We start from the raw sequence: 15,026 nt of genomic DNA, 5'->3' as shown, positions 1-15,026 counted from the left end.
GTTCCTCACCGCGGCGTTCGGCGGCAGCGCCGGACGTGACGTGGCACACACGGTAGCACTCACTGGACACAGCGTCCAGTGAGTGTGCGGGCGTCTATCATCGACGTCATGCCTTCGGAATCGACCGCCCGGCGCGGGTCGCTGCGCGATGAGCAGAAGCGGGCGACGCGGATGCGCATCGTGGAGGAGGCGCGGCAGTTGTTCGTGCGCGAGGGCTATCTGGGAGTGCGTGTCGACGACATCGCGGCCGCGGTCGGCTGCAGCCGCGCCACGTTCTATCTGCACTTCACCGGGAAGACCGAGGTATTGCGGGCGATCGCCGAACAGGGCACGCTCGCCAGCGTCCAATTCTTCTACCGGGATCTGGATCGGGTCCTGGCCACCGGCTCCCGCGCGGAGTTCACCACGTGGATGCTCCGGGCCATCGAATGGTTCTTCGACAACAAGGATCTGCTCCCCGCGTGGGACGAGGCGACCGCGCTCGAACCGGAGTTCCGCGACCTCGCGCGCGAGGGCATCATGCAGCTCGCCGACGGGATGCCGGCCTATCTGGCGCGCTGGCCCGAGGCCCGCCGCGACGAAGCGCGCCTGCGCATCGAGCTCCTGGTGGCGCAGCTGGAACGCTTCTTCACCCGGTGGGCGATGCAGGGCACGATCGAGGTCACCGCGGCCGCGGCCGCCGAAGTCCTCACCGATATCTGGTTCCCCGCCCTGCAGGCGCCCGAATAGCGCCGGCGGACAACGTCTTCCGGCTATTTCGGCGGTAACGTCCGGGCATATCCGAGCCCACGGTCCAGCCAGGTGTGCAGCACCTCGTCGTCGTCGAGATACTCCGGCGCCACCCGCAGCCAGTTCCGCATCTCCCGTCCGCCCATCACCATCGGCGCGACCGCGGAGCCGTCGATGAGGTCCTCGGCCTGCGCGGGATCGACCCGGACCAGCAGTCCACCCTGCCCGCTCGCCGCCACCGCCATATTGCCGCCGACCAGGAAGGCCAGCCCGCCGAACATGCGCTTTTCGACCGTCTCGGTCACGGCGGGCCCGAGCAGGTCCCGGATCCGCTCCGCCAACTCCTCGTCATAGGCCATACGGCATTCTCACACCGGGCACCGACAGGTTCGGCTGCGATGCCGAGGCGGCCCGTCCGAAGAATTCACCGAGAATTCGCGCCCGTGGGAACCCGCAGCGGTTGCTCCGGTCCGATGGTTGGACCAGCATCCAACCTCATGCGGAATCGCTTGAATCCTGCCGGTGACATCCCCGATACCGGAATCCCCGAGCAGTTGGCCGCCACCATGACGATGGCCGAACAGCACGAATGGCATCGGGGATATCTGCGGCGGCATGCGGTGTCGCGGCGGAACTTCCTGCGCGGTTCGGCCGCGGCCGCCGCGGTGGCCGCGGTCGGCACCTCACCGTTCGCGGGGCGGGCCTATGCCGATCAGGCGCAGCTCGCGGTGGGCGGCCGCCATGTCGGCTACGGCCCCGACGCGGCCAGCCAGTTGCGCTTCGCCGCGCAGCTGTCGCGTAATCCCAGCGGCACCAAGGTCTTTCTCGATCACGGCCCGACCCCGGCGCTCGGCGCGAGCGTCGAGGCGGAGGTGCGCGATCTGGTGACCCAGATCCCCACGAGCGACAGCGGCGTCCTCGCCGCCGAACAGTTCTACGTGCACGCGCCGGTCGACGGCCTGCCCGGACGGCTGCCGCACTTCTACCGGTGGCGTACCTCCGACGGATTCGTCGGTGACATCCGCGCCGCGTCGACCGCCATGCCGAGCGTGCGCAACGCGGTACTGCCCTTCCGGTTCACCATGATGGGCGATCAAGGCACCGACGACACGCCCGCCCAGCCGGCGGGCGTCGCTCCGGGCGACTACGACGACAAGTACTACAAGCCGGACAACGACCCCGCGGTCCCGCACGCGGACAACGTGATGCGTCAGATCGTGGCCTGCCAACCGGATTTCCATGTGCTGGCGGGTGATATCGCCTACGCCGACCCGTCGGGCGCCGGGAAGAAGCCGCGATACGTCGCCGCCGGCGGCAAACTGCCCGACGGATTCGACAAGTTCAATCCGTACGTGTGGGACGTGTATTTCGGCGCCATCGAATCCAGCGCCTCGACCACGCCGTGGATGTTCGCCACCGGCAACCACGACATGGAGGCCGCCTACGGCACCCACGGATACGGCGGCCACCTCGCCCGCCTGGACCTGCCGGCCAACGGGCCCGCGGGCTGCCCGTCGGCGTACTCGTTCACCTACGGCAATGTGGCGGTGCTCTCGCTGGACGCCAACGACGTCTCCTACGAGATCAAGGCCAACACCGGCTATTCGGGTGGCGCCCAGACCAGTTGGGTGGAACGAACTCTCGCGGAGTACCGCGCGAATCCGAATATCGACTTCATCGTCTGCTTCTTCCACCACTGCGCCTACTCGACCACCGACTCCCATGCCAGCGACGGTGGCCTGCGTGATGCCTGGTGCGCGCTGTTCGACCGCTACCAGGTCGACTTGGTGCTCCAGGGGCACAACCACATCTTCGAGCGCACCGACCCGATCCGCGGCGGCCGCCCGACCAAGGCGGCGGGCGACAATTCGATCGTCTACCCGGACGCGGACGGCACCGTCTACTACACGGTGGGCGGCGGCGGACGTCCCCGCTACGGCTTCCAGCCCGGCTCACCGGAGACCTACCGCGGGCACGAGGTGCCCGACACCACGGTGCCCAACAGCTACGTGTGGACGCCGGCGGGCAGCAAACAGGACGAGGCCGCGCCCTGGTCGCGGGTGCGGTTCCGCAACTACTCGTTCATCCGGGTCGACGTGCGCCCGGGATTCTTCGCCAGCGAGATGGACGTGGTGGCCGTCGACGAGTACGGCCGCGAATTCGACAAGGTGACCTATCGCCGGCAGGTGGGTCGCTGAACGGCGGCCGGGTCAACCCGCCGGCCCGCTGAGTCGTCGCGGACGGCCGCTGACCGGGCCGCCGGGACCCCATCCGGCGGCCGGCGGCCACCATGGCGGTCATGCGTTTCCATTTCGCCGAGGCCGGCGGGGACCCCGCGCACTGGGTCGACCTCGCGCGGGCCGCGGAACAGGCCGGCTTCACCGGCGTCTGCCTGGCGGACAGTCTGGCCTATCCGCGCGACGGTGACCCGCGCTACCCCTATACCGCCGACGGGCGGCGAGAGTTTCTGCGCGGCAAGCCCTTTGCCGAACCGATGATCGCGGCCACCGCGATCGCCACGGCCACGACCACGCTGCGCGTCACACCGTTCGTGCTGAAACTGCCGGTGCGCCCGCCCGTGCTGGTGGCCAAACAGGCCGCGACGCTGGCGGTGCTGAGCGGCAACCGCCTCTCGCTGGGAGTCGGAATCAGCCCGTGGCCACAGGATTTCGCCATGATGGGCGTGCCGTTCGAGCGGCGCGGCGCACGACTGGACGAAGGTATCGATATCGTGCGCGGCTTGTGTGGCGGCGGCGAGTTCGCCTATCACGGCCAGGTGTACGACCTACCCGCCGTGGAGATCAATCCGGTTCCCACCGCGTCGATTCCGATCCTCGTCGGCGGGCACAGCGAGGCCGCGCTGCGACGCGCGGTGCGTCGCGGCGACGGGTGGATGCACGCGGGTGGGACACCCGGGGAACTGGCCACGCTCCTTCGCCGCCTCGCCGAATTGCGTTCGGAATACGAAGCATCCGCATCGGCGCGGACCTCCGAATTCCAGGTTCACGTGGTAGCGCGCGCCCCCTTCGACACCGTGGGCATCGCAGATCTGGCCGCCTCGGGCGTCACCGATGTGATCGTCGGATTCCGCAGCGTCCACGACGCCGCCCCGGATACCCGGGGTCTCGCCGAGAAGGTCGACGCGATCACCCGCTACGGCGAGACCGTCGTCGCCGCCTGCCGATAGGAGAGATATGGCCGACCGTTCTGGGATACCGCCATCGCCGAGAGCGATATCGCGTTCCGGATGCGCGACTCCTACGCCTGCGGCGCCGAGGTCGCCTTCGTCGGCACCATCACCAGCGTGCGCCGGGACGTCACGGTCGAGGTCGACGGAGTGTTCACCTATCGGGTGGACGTCGACGGCCGCATCGCCGCCCTGCGCGCGTATTGGGAACTCGACCGGGCTCGCCGCACCACATCCGATCCCGTGGAGACGGCCGGCCGACCGGAACCCGGCCTACACTCCCAGCGCCGGGGCGAAGACCGACCACGAATCGTGCAGATCGTCCTGCCAGTACACCCACGCGTGGGTGCCGTTGCGGTGCACGACGGTCGCCGGAATGCCCAGGGCGGCAAGGCGGCCGGTGAGCTGTCCGGTGCAGGAGTCGACGACGCTCTCCATCACGCCGCCGACCGCGACCCGGTTGGCCAGCGCGCCCGGGTTGCCGCCGATCGAGGGATCGGCGAGGGTGTCGTGCACGCCGGGCACCCCGTTGCCCGAGGAGATGTAGAGGGCCGTTCCGCGCAACCGATCGGCGTTCACCACCGGATCGTGAGCGGCCCAGTCCGGATCACCGGGTATCCCCCACATATTCCCGGCATTCGCCCCGAAGACTCCGAGCTGCGAATACACGTACGCCTGCGGAATCGGGCCGTTGGTCAGCGGACATCCGCTGTAGGCGCCGACCGCCTGGTACAGGCCCGGCGCCCCGATCGCCAGATCGAGTGCCGAGGTCGCCGACATCGAGGTGCCCGCGACGGCATTGCGGCCCGTCATCTGGAACCGTGAGTTCAGCAGCGGCGGCAGCTCCCGGGTCAGGAATGTCGTCCATTCGTTGCGGCCCAGGACCGGATCGTCGGACTTCCAGTCGGTGTAGTAGCTGGCCCGCCCACCCATGGGGACGATTACGTTGACCGGTTTGTCGGCGAAGAACTGCGCGACGTCGGTGCGGTTGGTCCACGGCCCGCCGTCCTCACCGCCGTCGACGGCGTTGAGCAGGTACAGCGCCGGCGCCGCGAAATCCGGATGCGACATCCACACGGTGATCTGCTTGTTCATCGCCGGGGAATAGACCACCACCGAATATTGGCGACCGCCCAGCGGATGGACGTCGACGATGGCGGGCGCGCCGGGATCCGCCGAGGCGACCGCGGGCACAATCGCGGCAATCGAGGCGAACGCGGCGAACAGGACAGCAAAACAGCGCGGGAGCCGGTGCATACGCGGAGTATTCCACCCTGTCGCGGTCTCCGCAGCACACTCGGCAGGTGTGTTCACCGGAAGCCTCTGCCCGCAGGCGGCGACCTCCGCGGTTCCGGCACCCGCGGTCCGCATCCGCCGGGCTATCTTCGCGCGCGTCCGCACGTCACCGCCGGGAAGGGTCCGGCGGTGACGTGCGCGGAGCCGGTCAGCCGGCGGCGACGGCGTCCCGGATCGCGGCGATATCGATCTTCGACATGGTCTGCAGCGCGGCGCCGGCCGCCGCCGCGTGCTCGCCGCCCATCAACGCCGGCAACTCGGCCGGCACGACCTGCCACGACAGGCCGTAGCGATCGGTCAGCCAGCCGCACGGCCCCGGCTTGCCACCCACGGTCAGAGCCGCCCACAGCCGGTCCACCTCGTCCTGCCCGTCGACCACCAACTGAATGGACGCCGCATCGGTGAAGGGGTGGCCGGGTCCGCCGTTCATCAGCGTGAGGGCGTGTCCGGCCAGATCGACCTGCACGATGAAGGCCGATCCGTCGGGGTTGCGAGTGACGCCGGTGATGCGGGCGCCGGGGATGTGCTCGGTGTAGAACCGGGCGGCTTCCTCGGCGGCAGTGTCGAACCAGAGGAAGGTGCTGGTGTCGGTCATGATCGCTCCTGGGGTGTGTGTCCAACTCGCTGTCACCCCCTGGTCGAGGCCGATCCCGCACATTCGACACAGTTCGCGAATCTTCTCGAGATCTGTTTTCGCCCGTCCTACTCGGCGGCGAGCCGATCCAGCGCCGCCTGACTCGATTCGTCGGCGGCGCGGTAGATGATCAGCCGCTGATCGGGATCCTGCAGCGGCATCAGCGCTTCGTAGGCGACGGTGACCGCACCCACCCGAGGGTGGTGCATCGTCTTGCGGCCCCGGCCCTGCACCCGCACATCTCTGCGCTCCCACAGTTCGGCGAATTCGGCACTGCCCGTGCGGAATTCGTCGATGAGGTCGGCCAGGACGCGATCGTCCGGGTGGGCGGCCCAGGCGGCGCGCAGTCCCGCGATGCCCTCGCGCACGGTTCGTTCGCGGTCGGCGTAGAAATCGCCCATCCCCGGATAGAGCAGGCACAGCCACATGGAGTTGCGATGCCGGGGCGGCAGCGCGTCGAAATCGAGTAGCAGCCGCGACATCTCGCGGTTCCAGGCCAGGATGTCGTAGCGGTGGTTGAGCACCATCGCCGGGAGCGGCGCCAGATCCGCGACCAGCCGGGCCAGCTCCGGTGAGGCCGTGGTCGCCGGCTTGCCGTCGTCCGGTGGCCGCTGCCGGGCCAGATCGAACAGGTACATGCGTTCGTCGGGAGCCAGGCGCAGGGCCTGCGCGAGCGCGTCGAGCACCTCCGGCGAGGGCCGCAGTCCGCGCCCCTGTTCCAGCCGCACGATGTAGTCGGTGCTCACACCGGCCAGATCGGCGACCTCCTCCCGGCGCAGGCCCGGGGTGCGGCGGGAACGGCGGCGCAGCGGCAGGCCGAAATCACTCGGATCCAGTCGTTCGCGCCGGGTGCGCAGAAAGGCCCCCAGTTCCTGTGTCGCTTCCACGGTGCCGGTCATCGCTGTCGATCCTACGACGAGGCTGGTACCGGCGATCCCAGGAAAAACCTTCCCTTACCGCGCCCGTCCCGGCCGCGCAGACTTGCCGTCGAGATCGAATCCACACAGGAGGAAGATATGGCGCTCACTCTCGACACCTATCGGCTGCTCGGCCGGTCCGGGCTGCGGGTCTCCCCGCTCGCGCTGGGCACCATGACCTTCGGGGCCGACTGGGGCTGGGGCGCCGAGCGCGACGAGGCGCGCAAACTGTTCGACGACTACGTCTCGCGCGGCGGCAATTTCATCGATACCGCCAGCGTCTACACCAACGGCAGTTCCGAGCGGCTGCTCGGCGAATTCACGCGCGACAATCGCGAAAGCCTGGTCCTGGCAACGAAATACACCATGCTGCGGCGGCCCGGCGACCCGAACTCCGGTGGCAACAACCGCAAGTCGATGTTCGCCTCGGTGGAGGCCAGCCTGCGCAATCTGAACACCGACTACATCGATCTGCTGTACCTGCACGCCTGGGACTTCACCACGCCGGTCGAGGAGGTGCTGCGCGGGATGGACGACTTGGTCCGGCAGGGCAAGGTGCTCTACGTCGCCATCTCCGACACCCCGGCCTGGCAGGTGGCCCGCATGCAGACCATCGCCGACCTGCGCGGCTGGTCTCCGCTGGTGGCGCTGCAGGTGGAATACAGCCTGATCGAACGCACCGTGGAACACGACCTGTTCCCCATGGCGCGGGAACTGGGGCTCGGGGTGATTCCGTGGTCGCCGCTCGGCAGCGGTGTCCTGACCGGCAAGTACAGCGCGGCCGATCTGGACGCCTCGGCGGCGGGATCGCCGGAGGGCAGCCGCAAGAACGTCGCGCTGGCCAACGGTTCGCTGACCGCGCGGGGCCTGGCGATCGCCGAAGTGGTGAAGGAGGTCGCGGCGGAACTGGACCGGACGCCGGCGCAGACCGCACTGGCGTGGACGCTGCGGAATCCGGCGGTGACCGCCCCCATCATCGGTGCCCGCACCCCGGCTCAGCTCAGCGACAATCTGGGCGCGCTGGATGTGGAATTCGATGCGGCACACCTGGATCGACTGGACGCGGCCAGTGCCGTCGAACCCGGATTCCCGCACAATATGCTCGCCCGCGCGATGACCGATACGGTGATCAATGGCGACCTGACGGTCGTCCCGCGCGCCTGACTCGTACGCCGTGCCCCTGCGGTCCGGCCACCACACCGGCCGCGGGGCCCGGGCCGGGCAGCGGCGTGACCCCCCACGCAGGCCGCGCACCGGGCCACACCTGGACCCGCGGGGTCATACGCGGACTGCGCGCGAACTGCGCACCCAACAGGGACCTCCCCGATTCCGAACAGCCTCGCGTCCTACCGGCATGCAGGTGCCGCGGCGACGGGGCTTCGCCGATGGTCCCGGCGTCCGATGCGGCGCCCGGAACCTCCGCGTCGCCGTAACTGTGTTTCTCGGCGAATCAGGCCGCGGTGGTGAGGAATTCGGCTGCCGCGGCGCGGTATCGGTCGACCAGCAGGCGCACCACCGCCGGATGTGCGCCGAGCGGTTCGGCGACTCCGTCGGCACCCGCCTCGCGCAAGCGTTGCTGGAACAGTCCGTGTGCCAAGAGGTACGAGCCGACGAACACCCGCTGCGCGCCGGATTCTCGCAGCGCGGCAACGACTTCCGGCACCCTTGGCTCACCGGTTGCGATACAGGCCGTACGAACCGCGACGCCCAGCTCCTCCGCCAGCATGGCCGTCGCCCGCCGCACATCGTGGCGTGCACGCGCGTCGGAGGATCCGGCCGCCGCGAAGACCACCGCATCGCCGGAACGCATCCCGGCCTCGTGCAACCGCATCCGCATCACCCGGGCCAGCATCGGGTCCGGGCCCATCGCGGGGGTCACCATCACATCCGGATGCCCGCTGTCGCGCACCTCGCGCGGAACATCCTGGTAGACGTGATATCCGGAGGCGAGGAAGGCCGGAACCACCACGGCCGGAACACCCTTCAGCTCGCGCAGCACCTCGGCGGGTGTGGGGCCGAGCACGTCGACGAAGGCGGTCCGCACCGGCACGTCGGCACCGGTACGTCCCAGCTCCGCACGCATCGCGTCGGCCACCGCGGCGATCATCTGCACCCCTGTCGCACTGCGGGTGCCGTGCGCCACCAGCACCAGCGCGGGGGCGCTCACCAGACCCCCGCCATGGGCGCGGGTCGCTGCGGACGCAGCGAGGGGGCGTAGCCCACCGGCGGGCGGGTGTTGTTGTCGACGCATTCGGCGGGGTCGAGGGCGAGCCGATAGCCGCGCTTGACCACCGTCTGGATCGCCTTCGGCGTACCGAGACCCGCACGGAGACGGGCGATTCCGGTCTCCACCGCGTGGGTGTCGTCACCGCCACCGGGCAGCGCCGCCAGCAGATCCTCCCGCGACACCACCCGGCCGGGCTGGCGGGCCAGTGCCCGCATCAACGCCATCGGCGCGGGAGCGAGCTGGCGCACCGAACCGTCGACCACGACACAGCCGCCGCGCACGCTCAATTCGTGCCCGGCGGCGTGAATTCGATTGGCGCGCCGGGGAAGTTCCTCGGCGACGTGGCGGGCCAGCGCCCCGAGGCGCGCCCGGCCCGGCATGGACGTCGGCACTCCGAGTTCCTCGAGCGGCGCGGCGGTGATCGGGCCGACACACGCCGGCAGCACGCGGGAACGCATCGCCTGCAGGACGCCCTCGAGCAGCCCGGTTTCCTTGGCCCGCATCAGCATCGAGGCCACCGCGGGCGCGCTGGTGAACGTGACGCAATCCAGTGCCGAGGTGACCACGCCCTCGATCAGGCGGTCCATCGGCACGCGGTCGTCCGGTGGCACCCAGCGGTACACCGGCACCGGCACGACATCGGCTCCGGCGCAACGCAGTACTTCACAGAAGTCGGGTACCGGCTCCCATTCGGTGGTCGCACCGTGCAACTGCACCGCGATGCGCACGCCCTCGACACCCGCCGCCAGCAGGTGATCGAGCACCTCGGCCGACGATTCGGAGGCCGGCGACCATTCCTCGCGCAATTCGGCGGCGCGGATCGCTCCCTTGGCCTTGGGACCACGGGCCAGCAATCGCGTGGAAGCCAGTGTCTCCCGGAGGTTTTCGGCCAGACCCCAACCTTCGGCCGCCTCCATCCAGCCGCGGAATCCGATGCCGGTGGTGGCGACGGCGATCTGCGGCGGATCAGCGACCAACTGCCGGGTGACCCGCTCCAGCTCGGTGTCGTCGGACAGCGGGATGATGCGAATCGCCGGGGCGGAAACGATATTCGCGCCTCGGCGACTCAACAGCGTAGCCAGTTCGTCGGCCCGGCGGGCGGCCGTCACACCGATGGTGAAGCCGTCCAGGGGTTTCAATTCGGTGGGTCGCGCTTCGCTCACGGCGTACCGCCGTACTGCACCGGTTCGTTGGACACCGCGACGACCCCGTCGACGACGCGCACGCCGTAGACGGGCAGTGCGACCGAGTCGTCCTCGAGGCAATGGCCGTCCAGCAGGGAGAACGCCTGCTTCAGCAGCGGCGACGCGACGACCGGCACACCGGCGCGGTCACCGACGATGCCGCGCGACATGACCGCCGCCCGCCCGAACGGATCGATATTGCCGACGGCATACAGCGTGCCGTCGGGCAGCAGGAAGAGCGCGGCCTGCCGTCCGCCTCTCAGTAGCACCGCCACGCCGCGGCCGGGGATCAGGTAATCGAGCCGGCAGGCCGAGGTCCAGCCGGTGGTGGTTGCCGGTGCGAAGCCCGGCGTGTCGATAACGGTCATCGGTAATCTCCTCCGAACGCCTTACCTAATAGGTACCGGTGTCCTGTTTCCGCACGATTACGTGGCTATTTCCCGGGCGTGGCAGTTGCTGCCGGCATGGCGGGAAGTTCGGGCATACCGTGTCCATCGCGGCCTGCCCGGTGCCCTCCGTGGTTACGCAGGCTGCCGCCTCCGGGCACGTCGGGCAGGCCGAGCAGAACCGGCGTCTTGCGCTCCCCGCTCTCGTCGAAGGCGATCGTCGGATCGGCCTCCTCGGGCGCGTTGACGAAGGTGACGAAGCGCGAGAGCTTCGCGGGATCCTCCAGTACCGCGGCCCATTCGTCCTTGTAGCCGGCCACGTGGCGGGCCATGCTCTCCTCCAGTTCGGCGGCGATGCCGAGGGAGTCCTCGCACACGACCTGCTTCAGATGTTCGATGCCGCCCTCGAGTGATTCCTGCCACGGCGCGGTCCGCTGCAGCCGGTCGGCGGTGCGGATGTAGAACATCAGATAGCGGTCGATGTAGCGGATCAGCGTCTCGTCGTCGAGGTCGCCGGCCAGCAGCACCGCGTGCTTGGGAGTCAGGCCGCCGTTGCCGCCGACGTAGAGGTTCCAGCCGTTCTCGGTGGCGATGACGCCGACATCCTTACCGCGCGCCTCGGCGCATTCGCGGGCACAGCCCGAGACCGCCAGCTTCAGCTTGTGCGGCGAGCGCAGTCCGCGGTAACGCTTCTCCAGCAGCACCGCCATGCCGACCGAATCCTGCTGGCCGTAGCGGCACCAGGTGGAACCCACGCAGCTCTTCACGGTGCGCAGCGATTTGCCGTAGGCGTGGCCGGATTCCATCCCCTTGTCGACCAGTCGCTGCCAGATCTGCGGCAGCTGCTCGACCCGCGCGCCGAACAGGTCGATGCGCTGACCACCGGTGACCTTGACATAGAGGCCGAAATCCTTGGCGATCTGCCCGATTTCGATCAGTTGCTCGGGCGTCACCTCACCGCCGGGCATCCGCGGCACCACCGAATAGGTGCCGTTCTTCTGCAGGTTGGCCAGGAAGTGGTCGTTGGTGTCCTGCAGCGCGGACTGCTCACCGTCGAGGATGTGGTCGCTCGAGGTCGAGGCCAGGATGGAGGCGACGGTCGGCTTGCAGATATCGCAGCCGATTCCGGTGCCGTGCTTGGCGATCAGTTCCGAGAAGGTGCGGATGCCGGTCACCTGCACGATCTGGAACAGTTCGGACCGCGATTGGGTGAAGTGCTCGCACAGCGCCTTCGACATCTCCACGCCGGACTGCTCGAGCAACTTCTTGATCATGGGAACGCAACCGCCGCAGGAGGTTCCGGCGGAGGTGCAGCTCTTGACGCCGGCGATATCGCAGGCGCCTTCGTGAATGGCTCCGACGATGGCCCCTTTGGACACGTTGTTGCAGGAGCAGATCTGGGCCTCGTCGGGCAGGGCGTCGGCGCCCAGTTCGGCGCCCGCGGGCGAGATGAGCGCGGCCGGTTCGGCGGGCAGTTCGCTGCCGACCAGCGGGCGCAGCGCCGCGTACTGCGAGGCGTCACCGACCAGGATGCCGCCCAGCAGCGTCTTGGCGTCGTCGGAGATCACCAGCTTGGCGTAGGTGCCCTTGGCGGCGTCGTGCAGCACCACCGACAGCGCGCCCTCGGTGGTGGCGTGGGCGTCACCGAAGCTGGCCACGTCCACACCGAGCAGTTTCAGCTTGGTCGACAGGTCGGCGCCCGGGAATTCGCCGGCGCCGCCGAGCAGCCGGTCCGCGACGATCTCGGCGGTGGTGTAACCGGGAGCGACCAGGCCGTAGCAGGTGCCCTCCACGGCCGCGACCTCGCCGACGGCGTAGATGTTGGGGTCGGAGGTGAGCATGCCGAGGTCGGTGAGCGCACCACCGCGCGGCCCGATCTCGAGTCCGGCGTCGCGGGCGATCTGATCGCGCGGGCGCACACCGGCGGAGAACACCACCAGCGAGGCGTCGATCACCGACTCGTCGGACAGCGAAACCCGCAGGCCCGCACCGTCTTCGGCGGGTTCGATGGCCGAGGTGCCGACCCCGGTGTGCACGTGCAGGCCCAGATCGGTGACCAGCTTCTCGAGGATCGCGCCGCCGCCCTCGTCGACCTGCACCGGCATCAGCCGCGGCGCGAACTCGACGACGTGCGGCGTCATTCCCATGAGCCGCAGGGCATTCGCCGCCTCCAGACCGAGGAGACCACCGCCGACGACGACACCGACCGCACCGGGGCCCGCGTTCTGCGCCGCGGCGCGGATGCCGTCGAGGTCCTCGAGGGTGCGGTAGACGAAACATTCGGGGCGGTCGTGGCCCGGTACCGGCGGCACGAAGGCATACGATCCGGTCGCGAGAACCAGTGCGTCGTAACCGATCACGTCACCGGAGGAGGTGGTCACCTTGCGGGCGGCGCGGTCGATCTCGTCGGCGCGCACGCCGAGGCGCAGATCCACCAGCGCGTCGCCGGCGTATTCGTTGCCGGGCAGGGCGAGCGCGCTCTTCTCCCAGGCGCCGACGTAGGACGACAGGCCGACGCGATCGTAGGCGGCCTGCGACTCCTCGCTCAGCACCACGATCTGCCAGCGCCCGGCCTCGTCGCGGGAGCGCAGCGCCTCCACGAACCGGTGCCCGACCATGCCGTGGCCGACGACCACCACGGTCTTGCGCTGCGTGGGTTCGACTGTCGTGTTCATGACTGTCCTCCGATGCTTTCCGATGGTCAGGCGCGAGCCGAGGTGGTGGACTGGGTGGTATCGGTTTCCGGCGACCGTTCGGCCTCGAGCACCAGGGCCTCCGCCTCGGCGACGACACCGGAACCGCTTCGCGGCGAACGCATTCCGGGCCGACGCAGGAAGACCGACCAGACGACGGTCGCGCAGACGACGTAGAAGCCCAGGAACACCCAGAACGCGGTGGTGGCGGAATTGGTGGAGGCATAGGAGGAGCGCAGCACCAGGTTGATGGCCACCCCACCCAGGGCGCCGATCGCGCCGACGAAGCCGATCAGCGCGCCCGAGGTGTTGCGCGACCAGGCGGCCTGCTCCGCGGGGCTCACCGGGAGGCTCTTGGACTTCGCGTCGAACACCGACGGGATGATCTTGGTGACCGACCCGTTGCCGATGCCCGAGAGCACGAACAGGGCGATGAATCCGCAGACCAGGGCGACCATGGTCGCCCCCGAGGCCACGCCGCCGTTGTGGTCGGCGGCCACACTGGAGACCGCGACCACGACCGCCGCGACCATCATTCCGGCGAACCCGGCCAACGTGACGCGGCTGCCGCCGAAGCGGTCGGCCATCTTGCCGCCGTAGGGGCGGGCCAGCGAACCCAGCAGCGGGCCGATGAAGGCGATCTGCGCGGCGTGCAGACTCGCCTGGGCGGCCGAATCACCCCCGGCCTTGAAGCCGATCTGCAGGATCTGGCCGAAGGCGAAGCTGAAGCCGATGAACGAGCCGAACGTGCCGATGTACAGGAAGGCGATCGCCCAGGACTGCGGAACCTTCAGCGACTCCAGCATGTAGCCCAGGTCGGCCTTCTGATTGCGCAGATTGTCCATGTAGAGCGCGGCGCCGAGTCCGGCGATCGCGATGAACGCCAGGTACACCAGGCAGACGACCGACGCGTACGAATTGCCGAGCGTGGCGATCACCAGCAGGCCGATCAGCTGGATCACTGGGACGCCGATATTGCCGCCGCCGGCGTTCATGCCCAACGCCCAGCCCTTGAGCCGCTGCGGGTAGAAGGCGTTGATATTGGTCATCGAGGAGGCGAAGTTGCCGCCGCCCAGGCCGGCGAACGCCGCCACCACCATGAACGTGGTGTAGGACGTGCCCGGCTGGTTGATGAAATACAGCGTCAGCAGCGTCGGGACCAGCAGCATCAGCGCGCTGAAGATCGTCCAGTTGCGGCCGCCGAAGCGCGCGGTGGCGACGGTGTAGGGAATGCGCAGGATGCCGCCGACCAGTGTCGGCATGGCGACGAGGAAGAACTTTCCGGCGGCGTCGATGCCGAACTTGTCCGTCGGCATGAACAGCACCATCACCGACCAGATCGACCACACCGAGAATCCGACATGTTCGGCGACGACCGACCAGATCAGATTGCGACGGGCGATGTTCTTGCCGCCGGCCTCCCAGGCCGCGACATCCTCGGCATCCCACTGCTCGATGTCGTGGTTACGCGTCAGCGTGCTCAACAGGGCCTCCTGAAATCCGGTTGGCCCCAAGGTAGGAAACGGGTATTGCCGCGATGCTGCGCCACATGACGCGCAAATCAACGGTTGCTCACGAATTCGGCGATTTACCGGTGAGAACCGGGGCATTGTTTCGCCCATATGACACAACGGTTTCCGTGCGTCACAAAGTACCGACGCTCACACACGAACTCGGTGAGGTCGATGCCGGCGAGTGGTCCGGGCCACAATAGTCGGGCGTCGGCTCACATCATGGACAGAAGCTCACCGCGGCGCAACCCGAGCGGTGAAA

At 68.8% G+C, this 15,026-nt stretch carries 13 protein-coding genes; 4 read left to right on the top strand and 9 right to left on the bottom strand.

Features of this window, described 5'->3' with window-relative positions:
• The first annotated feature begins 108 nt into the window (after window positions 1-108).
• Window positions 109-729, top strand: a complete 621-nt coding sequence (locus NN2_RS03540) for a TetR/AcrR family transcriptional regulator (protein ID WP_063010293.1) — start codon at window positions 109-111, stop codon at window positions 727-729.
• A 23-nt stretch (window positions 730-752) separates the two neighbouring features.
• Here NN2_RS03540 and NN2_RS03535 read toward each other — a convergent pair whose 3' ends face one another.
• Window positions 753-1,088 (bottom strand): TfoX/Sxy family protein, encoded by a 336-nt coding sequence (locus NN2_RS03535; protein WP_063010291.1) that lies wholly within the window; start codon window positions 1,086-1,088, stop codon window positions 753-755.
• 138 nt (window positions 1,089-1,226) lie between these two features.
• Here NN2_RS03535 and NN2_RS03530 point away from each other — a divergent pair, with 138 nt between their 5' ends.
• A complete protein-coding gene (locus NN2_RS03530; RefSeq protein ID WP_082856686.1) occupies window positions 1,227-2,927 on the top strand; it encodes a metallophosphoesterase family protein in 1,701 nt (566 codons plus the stop codon).
• Window positions 2,928-3,028: 101 nt separating this feature from the next.
• Complete coding sequence (locus tag NN2_RS03525) at window positions 3,029-3,916, top strand: TIGR03619 family F420-dependent LLM class oxidoreductase (protein ID WP_063010464.1); 888 nt, start codon at window positions 3,029-3,031, stop codon at window positions 3,914-3,916.
• Between the two features lie 273 nt (window positions 3,917-4,189).
• Here NN2_RS03525 and NN2_RS03520 read toward each other — a convergent pair whose 3' ends face one another.
• The 3 genes from NN2_RS03520 to NN2_RS03510 form a co-directional block, all read right to left on the bottom strand.
• Window positions 4,190-5,173, bottom strand: coding sequence for an alpha/beta hydrolase (locus NN2_RS03520; protein WP_030515977.1), 984 nt, complete (start codon window positions 5,171-5,173; stop codon window positions 4,190-4,192).
• 187 nt (window positions 5,174-5,360) lie between these two features.
• A complete protein-coding gene (locus NN2_RS03515; RefSeq protein WP_063010289.1) occupies window positions 5,361-5,807 on the bottom strand; it encodes a VOC family protein in 447 nt (148 codons plus the stop codon).
• A gap of 107 nt (window positions 5,808-5,914) precedes the next feature.
• Window positions 5,915-6,745 (bottom strand): helix-turn-helix domain-containing protein, encoded by an 831-nt coding sequence (locus tag NN2_RS03510; protein WP_063010287.1) that lies wholly within the window; start codon window positions 6,743-6,745, stop codon window positions 5,915-5,917.
• A 117-nt stretch (window positions 6,746-6,862) separates the two neighbouring features.
• Here NN2_RS03510 and NN2_RS03505 point away from each other — a divergent pair, with 117 nt between their 5' ends.
• Complete coding sequence (locus NN2_RS03505; RefSeq protein ID WP_063010286.1) at window positions 6,863-7,927, top strand: aldo/keto reductase; 1,065 nt, start codon at window positions 6,863-6,865, stop codon at window positions 7,925-7,927.
• A 286-nt stretch (window positions 7,928-8,213) separates the two neighbouring features.
• Here the strand turns inward: NN2_RS03505 and NN2_RS03500 are convergent, their stop codons facing one another.
• The 5 genes from NN2_RS03500 to NN2_RS03480 form a co-directional block, all read right to left on the bottom strand.
• On the bottom strand, window positions 8,214-8,930 hold the full coding sequence (locus NN2_RS03500; RefSeq protein WP_063010284.1) for a sirohydrochlorin chelatase: 717 nt from the start codon (window positions 8,928-8,930) through the stop codon (window positions 8,214-8,216).
• Window positions 8,927-10,153, bottom strand: a complete 1,227-nt coding sequence (locus NN2_RS03495; protein ID WP_030515982.1) for a uroporphyrinogen-III synthase — start codon at window positions 10,151-10,153, stop codon at window positions 8,927-8,929. Before NN2_RS03495 ends, NN2_RS03500 begins: the two co-directional genes overlap by 4 nt.
• Complete coding sequence (nirD, locus tag NN2_RS03490) at window positions 10,150-10,542, bottom strand: nitrite reductase small subunit NirD (protein WP_030515983.1); 393 nt, start codon at window positions 10,540-10,542, stop codon at window positions 10,150-10,152. The genes NN2_RS03495 and nirD overlap by 4 nt, the downstream gene beginning before the upstream one ends.
• A 65-nt stretch (window positions 10,543-10,607) precedes the next feature.
• On the bottom strand, window positions 10,608-13,235 hold the full coding sequence (gene nirB, locus NN2_RS03485) for a nitrite reductase large subunit NirB (RefSeq protein ID WP_082856685.1): 2,628 nt from the start codon (window positions 13,233-13,235) through the stop codon (window positions 10,608-10,610).
• A 26-nt stretch (window positions 13,236-13,261) separates the two neighbouring features.
• The gene (locus NN2_RS03480; RefSeq protein WP_227463199.1) at window positions 13,262-14,740 is read right to left on the bottom strand and encodes a nitrate/nitrite transporter; all 1,479 of its coding nucleotides are present in this window, start codon (window positions 14,738-14,740) and stop codon (window positions 13,262-13,264) included.
• Window positions 14,741-15,026 lie beyond the last annotated feature (286 nt).

The organism is Nocardia nova NBRC 15556 (assembly GCF_001613005.1).
Lineage (GTDB): Bacteria > Actinomycetota > Actinomycetes > Mycobacteriales > Mycobacteriaceae > Nocardia > Nocardia nova.
Note: the sequence above shows the minus strand (reverse complement) of the source record. Positions and strands in the feature narration are given on the sequence as shown.

What these genes read in the sequence shown, in the direction of transcription:
- NN2_RS03540 (WP_063010293.1), top strand. Translation starts at nt 109, where the DNA reads ATGCCTTCGGAATCGACCGCCCGGCGCGGGTCGCTGCGCGATGAGCAG.
- NN2_RS03535 (WP_063010291.1), bottom strand. Translation starts at nt 1,088, where the DNA reads ATGGCCTATGACGAGGAGTTGGCGGAGCGGATCCGGGACCTGCTCGGG.
- NN2_RS03530 (WP_082856686.1), top strand. Translation starts at nt 1,227, where the DNA reads ATGCGGAATCGCTTGAATCCTGCCGGTGACATCCCCGATACCGGAATC.
- NN2_RS03525 (WP_063010464.1), top strand. Translation starts at nt 3,029, where the DNA reads ATGCGTTTCCATTTCGCCGAGGCCGGCGGGGACCCCGCGCACTGGGTC.
- NN2_RS03520 (WP_030515977.1), bottom strand. Translation starts at nt 5,173, where the DNA reads ATGCACCGGCTCCCGCGCTGTTTTGCTGTCCTGTTCGCCGCGTTCGCC.
- NN2_RS03515 (WP_063010289.1), bottom strand. Translation starts at nt 5,807, where the DNA reads ATGACCGACACCAGCACCTTCCTCTGGTTCGACACTGCCGCCGAGGAA.
- NN2_RS03510 (WP_063010287.1), bottom strand. Translation starts at nt 6,745, where the DNA reads ATGACCGGCACCGTGGAAGCGACACAGGAACTGGGGGCCTTTCTGCGC.
- NN2_RS03505 (WP_063010286.1), top strand. Translation starts at nt 6,863, where the DNA reads ATGGCGCTCACTCTCGACACCTATCGGCTGCTCGGCCGGTCCGGGCTG.
- nirD (WP_030515983.1), bottom strand. Translation starts at nt 10,542, where the DNA reads ATGACCGTTATCGACACGCCGGGCTTCGCACCGGCAACCACCACCGGC.
- nirB (WP_082856685.1), bottom strand. Translation starts at nt 13,235, where the DNA reads ATGAACACGACAGTCGAACCCACGCAGCGCAAGACCGTGGTGGTCGTC.